Source organism: uncultured Caballeronia sp. (genome assembly GCF_964243625.1).
Lineage (GTDB): Bacteria > Pseudomonadota > Gammaproteobacteria > Burkholderiales > Burkholderiaceae > Caballeronia.
Map to the genome: position 1 here is coordinate 1 of NZ_CAXTGZ010000309.1, position 6,969 is coordinate 6,969.

General features: G+C 59.2%; 8 protein-coding genes. 6 read left to right on the forward strand and 2 right to left on the reverse strand.

Going from position 1 to position 6,969, the window contains the following annotated elements:
- Window positions 1-19 precede the first annotated feature (19 nt).
- Complete coding sequence (locus tag ACFFAR_RS19885; RefSeq protein ID WP_375508323.1) at window positions 20-751, forward strand: Crp/Fnr family transcriptional regulator; 732 nt, start codon at window positions 20-22, stop codon at window positions 749-751.
- A gap of 85 nt (window positions 752-836) precedes the next feature.
- On the opposite strand, the gene ACFFAR_RS19890 is transcribed toward ACFFAR_RS19885, so the two are convergent.
- Window positions 837-1,073 carry a hypothetical protein gene (locus tag ACFFAR_RS19890; RefSeq protein WP_062002932.1) on the reverse strand — a complete coding sequence of 79 codons (237 nt, stop codon included), beginning with the start codon at window positions 1,071-1,073 and terminating at the stop codon, window positions 837-839.
- Between the two features lie 531 nt (window positions 1,074-1,604).
- Here ACFFAR_RS19890 and ACFFAR_RS19895 point away from each other — a divergent pair.
- Together ACFFAR_RS19895 and ACFFAR_RS19900 are read left to right on the forward strand one after the other, a co-directional pair.
- Window positions 1,605-1,775, forward strand: a complete 171-nt coding sequence (locus tag ACFFAR_RS19895; protein ID WP_086382831.1) for a hypothetical protein — start codon at window positions 1,605-1,607, stop codon at window positions 1,773-1,775.
- 21 nt (window positions 1,776-1,796) lie between these two features.
- Window positions 1,797-2,105, forward strand: coding sequence for an antibiotic biosynthesis monooxygenase (locus tag ACFFAR_RS19900; RefSeq protein WP_174363810.1), 309 nt, complete (start codon window positions 1,797-1,799; stop codon window positions 2,103-2,105).
- 315 nt (window positions 2,106-2,420) lie between these two features.
- On the opposite strand, the gene ACFFAR_RS19905 is transcribed toward ACFFAR_RS19900, so the two are convergent.
- Complete coding sequence (locus tag ACFFAR_RS19905; protein WP_174363811.1) at window positions 2,421-4,010, reverse strand: methyl-accepting chemotaxis protein; 1,590 nt, start codon at window positions 4,008-4,010, stop codon at window positions 2,421-2,423.
- Between the two features lie 237 nt (window positions 4,011-4,247).
- Here ACFFAR_RS19905 and ACFFAR_RS19910 point away from each other — a divergent pair, with 237 nt between their 5' ends.
- The 3 genes from ACFFAR_RS19910 to ACFFAR_RS19920 all read left to right on the forward strand — a co-directional run.
- Window positions 4,248-5,363: a GAF domain-containing protein gene (locus ACFFAR_RS19910; RefSeq protein WP_375508321.1), complete on the forward strand. Its 1,116-nt coding sequence runs from the start codon at window positions 4,248-4,250 to the stop codon at window positions 5,361-5,363.
- 105 nt (window positions 5,364-5,468) lie between these two features.
- Window positions 5,469-5,912, forward strand: a complete 444-nt coding sequence (locus tag ACFFAR_RS19915) for an ester cyclase (protein ID WP_174363813.1) — start codon at window positions 5,469-5,471, stop codon at window positions 5,910-5,912.
- A gap of 54 nt (window positions 5,913-5,966) precedes the next feature.
- A partial coding sequence (locus ACFFAR_RS19920) for a Dyp-type peroxidase (RefSeq protein WP_375508322.1) occupies window positions 5,967-6,969 on the forward strand: 1,003 nt, incomplete at its 3' end.

Consider the following 6,969-nt stretch of genomic DNA (forward strand, 5'->3'; position numbering starts at 1 on the left):
GTCACGAGAGAAGAACATCATGCTGACCCTTCAGTCCGACCTGCACGGCAATCATTTGTTGGGTGCGCTTCCCGCACACGAATGGCAAGCCCTCACGCCGCATCTTGAACTGGTTCAACTTCGCACCGACCAATTGCTGTGCGATTCGGGACAACGCATTCATCACGTGTATTTCCCGACGACCGCCATCATCTCGCTGCTTCACACGATGGAAGACGGCGGTTCGGCCGAGATCGCCGCGATCGGACGCGAAGGCATGACAGGTGTTCCAGTGCTGACGGGCGGCGACACCATGCCCACGCGCGTTCAGGTCCAGTGCAGCGGGTTCGCGTACCGGATGAGCGCAAGCGCCTTGCGTGAGCACTTCAACCGTTCTGATTTTCTGCGCCGCCTGATGCTGCTGTATATGCAAGCGCTGTTGACGCAAGTGGCGCAGACGGCCGCATGCAACCGTCATCACTCGCTTTCCAAGCAGTTGTGCCGTTGGTTGTTGATCGAGATCGATCGTACGCCGACGAATAACCTGCAGGTCACACAGCAGATGATTGCCGACATGCTGGGCGTGCGCCGGGAAGGTGTGACGGAAGCAGCGGGGAAGCTCCATGACGCGGGCCTGATTCACCACAGCCGCGGTTGCATCAAGGTGCTCGATCGGGCCGGTCTTGAAGCGCGTGCGTGCGAATGCTACGGCATCGTCAAGCGTGAATTCGACCGCATGCTGCCGCGCATGCGCCAGACTGAAGAAGTTTGATGAGGGTAGCGAGCGAAACGACGGCCCCGGATTCGCGCAAGCCGCGAGTCTGGTGAAAGCCCGTTACGCAGCTTGAGGCAATGTTCTAACGTGAAGTATTAAGCGGGCCGCCCACGCGATACCGGCGACGCGCAAGCACTTCACTCATTTCAAGTTCAGCGGCTTCGGCATCTCCGGCCTCGGCTAGCGCTCGAGCCATCTGAAACGCTTCGCGCTCCGCTTCATTGGTAGGCTGCAGTTGTTCCAGCATGGCTTCAATGCGGGAGTGTGCGGTGCGAAATGTCGTCGATGGCTGTTCAAGCAAATTGGAACGTGTTTGCATGGCGCGTCCTGTCTGAAATTTCAGTGCTAGGGTTTTTACTAACCTTAGCACACGACATATTTATCCGTGCAAGACGTTAGGTGAGAACTGTTTGACCTGGCTTACGTGTTCCTTTCGTGCCTGACGATTACGCATCGTTTGTCTTTCGTTGTTCTACTGCGTCCAGTACGGCATCGGGGTTTGTCGCCGCTTCCAGCATTTCCGTTTCCCATCTTCGCGCCTGGCGAATTCCGAGACCTATCCAGATTGCCGTCGATGGCATTGGATATCCTGCGTTCGGTGTCGCTTTGAGGCGCCTCGTTTTGTGGCATGGCCGTGCCTGACTATCCGCGAAAATCTTGCCTGCTGTTTGTGCGACAAAAATCATCGGCGGACCCGACGGCCCCTCCCTGCGAGTCATGGAGGCATGCGCCTTGCGAATGGCCTGATAGGTGGCGAAAAAAGCTGTCGCCCGCGCCGCAACTGCATTCGTGCACGTTCGGCTCCCGCCGGTTTCAGCCCGCTCCCATCAACTCTCCATTAAAGGTTTCCATGACTGATCCACGCAACGTTGCACACGACAAGAAAGTACAGCAAGAGAAAAAGCATCACGGCGAGGAGATTGCTCCTGAAGCGGTTCATGCTCCACAGCCAGGGAAGAAGCCGCATTTGAAGGAAGATGAAAACAAGGCAACGCCATCGGACGATGAAACCGCCAGCTAGTAGCACATTCAAGGAGAAACTATGGCTGAAGTCTTGAATGTCATCGCCATCATGAAGGCGAGTGCCGGTAAGGAAGATCAGTTGAAGGGCTTGCTGCTTGACGCGTTGCCCAAGTTCCAGGCAGAGCCGGGTTGCCTCGCGTACACGCTGCTCAATGACCTTGAGCAGCCGACGCGCTTCATCACTTACGAGGCATGGGAAAGCGAAGCTGCATTACAGGCGCATATGAAGGCGCCCACACTTACGCAGGCAACAACGGTCATGAAAGAAATCTTGGCCGAGCCAATGGAACAAATACGCTTGAATGCGCTTCCCGGAAGCACGCTGTAGTCGTTCAATGCACCCCTCGCATGGGGCGACCTGCAATTCGCTTTAAATTACTCAGCCGGAGATATCATGGATTTCGCAACCCTGGACTCAACCATTCCCGAACCGCCGCCAGACGCTCCGAACCCCGGACCATCGCCTTCAGATGTGCCCGATGTCGGCAGCCCGGAGCCAGAACCGGATCAGCGTTGAGACTGCCGGAATGCGGGTCAAGCAGTCGTAAAGTGGCTTTGCACGTGTGTCGAGAAGACCGGCTGAATTCGTTCAGTCAGCCGGTCGTTCTCATGCTCGGGTTCCGAAGACTCGGTCATCTGGATCTCAACCTGCCATGTGCCCACCCGGCGCAGTGGCAAGCCGGAATTGCGACACACTTTCGACTAGCCGTCTGCCCTGGGTTTCGAGCGATTGCGAAGCAGCCGCAGCCTCTTCCACCAGCGCGGCGTTCTGTTGCGTTACCTGGTCCATTTGCGTGATTGCGAGGTTGACCTGCTCGATGCCACGGCTCTGGTCGCCCGAGGCAGAGGAGATTTCACCAAGGATGGTGGTGACGCGCGAGACGGCCTCTGTCACTTCTGAAATGGTGACGCCTGCTTCGTCCGCAAATTGCGAGCCTTGGCGGACGTTGTCAACCGACGTCGAGATGAGCCCCTTGATCTCCTTGGCCGCACTGGATGAACGCTGGGCGAGGCTGCGTACTTCAGACGCGACGACCGCGAAACCGCGCCCCTGTTCGCCGGCGCGCGCCGCTTCCACGGCGGCGTTGAGCGCGAGGATATTGGTCTGGAACGCGATGCCTTCGATAATGCCGGTGATCTCCGCAATCCGGCCTGAGTTGTCGCTGATCGCAGCCATGCTGTTCACGAGACGGCCGACGACTTCATTGCCGCGTGTCGCGACATTCGATGCGTCCGCTGCAAGCGTGCTCGCGAGCACGGCATTCTCTGCATTGCTGCGCACGGTCGAGGTCAACTCGTCCATGCTCGAGGCGGTTTGCTGCAAGGACGCGGCTTGTTGCTCAGTACGGGAGGACAAGTCGATGTTGCCCGCGGCAATTTCCGTCGAGCCATTCGCGATGTTCTGCGCCGCTCCGCGCACTTCGCCAATCAGCCGGATCAGGCTCGCACGCATGTTCGCCATCGACGCCATCACGCTGCCTTCGTGCGCGTCAAGCGACGCGTCGGAGGGTGTGAGTTCGCCGCGTGCCACCCGTTCGGCCTCGGCGCGCAACATGTCCGGCTCGGCGCCGAGCGCGCGGGTGAGGCTGCGCGTGATGAGCACGCCGGCCGCGAGCGCAAGCGCCACCGCCAGGGCGCAAAGCCCGACAAGAATCGCGCGCTGCGTCGCATACGCGCTGTCAGCCTGTATTTCCAGCTTGTCCGCTTGTTCTCGTGTGTAGAGCGCGAAATCATCGGTCGACTTCACGAGTGCGGCGAGAAGCGGGCGGCATTTGGACGTGATCTTCACGCGCGCCTGATCCTGGCGGCCTTCGAGCGCATCCTTGACGATGTCCAGTGCAACGGGCCCGTAATCGCGCTCGACCGATGCAATGGCGTCGATCAGCGTTTTAGCGTTGGGGTCGTCGGATCTGGCGATCGAGTCGTTGAGTTTTCTCAGGTTCGACTGGACATCGTCGTGCGCGGCGAGGACCGCCGCCTTCTCTGCTGCCATGTCGTCGGCCGAGGTGACGATCACGAGATTGCGCGCTGCGATCGCGCGCCGGTCCACGGCGGTTCGTACGCGCATGGCGAGGTCGGCGCGCTCGCTCACACCATCGATATACGTTTTCAACCGATGATTCGCCTCGCTTAGTTCAATGAGCGCGAGTCCCGCGACCACCACGAGAAGCATCATCAACATGCCATACGAAGCTGCTAGCCGACCGCGCACGGTCCAGGATTTCGATCTCATTGAACACCTCTATTTTTGTGGTTGAGCGGATCAGTGTTTTCCGGGTCCCGAAGAAATCAGCGAACGCGTACATGGAAGGTTAACGAGTGGAAGGCTGGATACTTTAGCGATTTTTCCAAATTTGCCAATTTTGGCTTTTCTACTGAATAGGGATTGTGCGAACAGGTAAGATGTAGGAATGACCGCGCAATCGTTGTCCTAGCGTGTGTCCATGTCCAATCCACTTTTTCCCGCACCATGGACGATCCAATCATCACCTCCCGAGAAGCCGCATCCTTGCTGGGAGTGTCGACGCGCACTGCGCAAGTCTGGATCGAGCAGTACGCACTGGAGTCGTGGAAGACACCCGGCGGGCACCGGCGCGTGCGTCGCAGCGAGGTGATCGCGCTGCGCGAACGGCTGGCGCCTTCCGAGCCGAAGCGCAGACCGGTGATGCTGGTTCAGGCGGGCAAGCTCAACAATGCGCGAATTTGCGAAGCACTATCGGCGCTGGGCGAGGTGATCGCGATCGACGACAGCGATCCGCTCTCATCGCTGACAATCATCGGCCGAACCATGCCGGCGGTCGTAGTGATTGAAGTGGGACATACGAACCTCGAACAGCTCGCAATGCTCACGCATCTTTTTATCGATCCGTTGCTCGGGCATACGCATGTGCTCGTTCTTGGCGACATGACCGCTGGGCAGGTCGTGGCGCAAATGCGTCCCGGTGAGCAGGTATCGGTGGCGTCGCCGCAGTCTGGCGGCGAAGAACTTCGCGCGATCGTCGAGACGATCCTGGCGCAAGGTGAGCCCGGTGCATCGAATCGAGTACCTGCACTGTCGGAAAGCATGCGCGGATATCCGGTTCCTCCCGACGAAAACGAGCGGCTCAAAGCGCTGAACCGAACGGGCCTGGTCGATACACCTTTCGAGCCGGCCTTCGACAAGATCGTCCAAGTGGCGGCAAATGTTTTGCAAACGCCAGTTTGCCTGATGAGTCTGCTGACGCACGACCGGCAGTGGTTCAAAGCGCAGGTCGGGTTGACCGAACGCCAGACGCCGCGCCTATGGGCCTTCTGCAACCATACGATCGTGCAGAATGGCGTTTTTGTCGTGGAAGATGCGGCTGCCGACGATCGTTTTCGCGGCAATCCGCTCGTGACCGGAACGCCGGAGATTCGTTTTTATGCCGGCGCTCCGATCAAGGACTATGAAGGTTACGCGCTGGGATCGCTTTGCGTCATCGACAACAAGCCACGTCAGATCAATGACGAGCAGCGGGCAACGCTCAAGACGCTCGCCGAGCTCACCTCCGATCGCATCAATCTGAGAACCCACACGCGCCAGCTTGCCGGCGGGCCGACGAGGTAACGGGCGGCGGAGCGCACCAAGTCTGCGGCGTGACACAACGAAATTCGCGTCGGCGCTAAGATAGGAACGATCAACCGTTCATTCATCGTGGGTCCGGGAGCTGACATGGAACATTTGCATCAAATGCCGCACACGGCGCAACGGCAGCTCATCGTCGATTTTTACAAGGCGGTCGCCGCGCACGATATGGAACAATTGCGCGCGGTCGTGGCGGGCGATTGGCAGTACATCCCCGCATTATCTGACGGCCAGTCCGGCCCGGACCAGATGATTCCCGCATTCAGGAATCTGGCGATCGGCTTGCCCGATATGAAAATCGATCTGCTCGATGTTCTCGTCAGCGACGACCGCGTCGCCGTTCGTGCGAGTGTCTCGGGAACGCAAACCGGTCCGATCATGGGCGTGGCGGCGACGTCGAAGCCAGTGACTTTCGCTATTCACGCGTTCCACGAAGTGAAGAATGGCAAGATCACCCGGACGTGGCATCTCGAGGACTGGCTCAGCATGTTTCGGCAGATCGGCGAACTGCCCACTGATCTGTCTCGCTGAACCCGACAAGAAGAACCGGGAGGTTCAGTTGATGCGTCCGGAGTTTCATCGATAATGGAAGTGGACGCCGCAACCGACACCACAGGAGAAATCTTGAGCCCGACATCATCGCCACTCTCCGCTGCCCGGCGCGCGCTCGATACAGAGCCGCAATCCATCGATGCACCGTTGTCGGCGGCAGCCGCATTCCTTATTCTCGTCGTGAAAGACGACGATGCGTCGATTGCCACAGCGCGCTCGGTTGTAGGGAGCACCGATGACCTCGTCAAGGATGTCAGGATCCGGACCGAGGGCGGCGTGTTCACCTGCAACGTGGGGATTTCACATCGCGTATGGGGGCCGCTCACCGGCAAACCGGCGCCCAGCGAACTCGCGCCGTTCAAGGAAGTGCGCGGCGCGAAGCATACCGCGGTGGCCACAGAAGGCGATCTGCTGTATCACATTCGTGCCGAGTCGATGGGCGTGATCATCGAGTTCGAGAAGCTTCTGCTCGAGGCCTTCGGGGACTCTGTTACCGCAATCGACGACGTCGCAGGATTTCGCTACTTCGATGGCCGCGACCTGCTGGAGTTCGTCGACGGCACCGCTAATCCCGACGGCCTCGACCTGCCGGCCGCGACGATCGTCGGCGACGAAGATCCGGCCTATACCGGCGGCAGCTATGTTGTGATCCAGAAGTATCTGCACGACATGGGCGCCTGGCGCGCGCAGAGTGTGGAAACCCAGGAGGCGATCATCGGTCGTACCAAGTTCAGCAACAGCGAGTTGCCGGATGCGACGGAAGGCCAGAAATCCCACAAGACGCTCTGCACGATCGAGGACGCAGAGGGTGAGCACGACATCCTCAGGGACAACATGCCATTCGCCGTTCCCGGTCGCGGCGAGTATGGTACCTACTTCATTGGCTATTCGCGCCATCTGTGGGTGATCGACAAGATGCTGGAACGGATGTTCATAGGCAACCCTCCGCCGCTTCATGACCGGATCCTCGACTTCTCCCGGGCTGTCAGCGGGGTTACCTTCTTTGCGCCGGCCCGCAAGTTCCTGAGCGATTTGG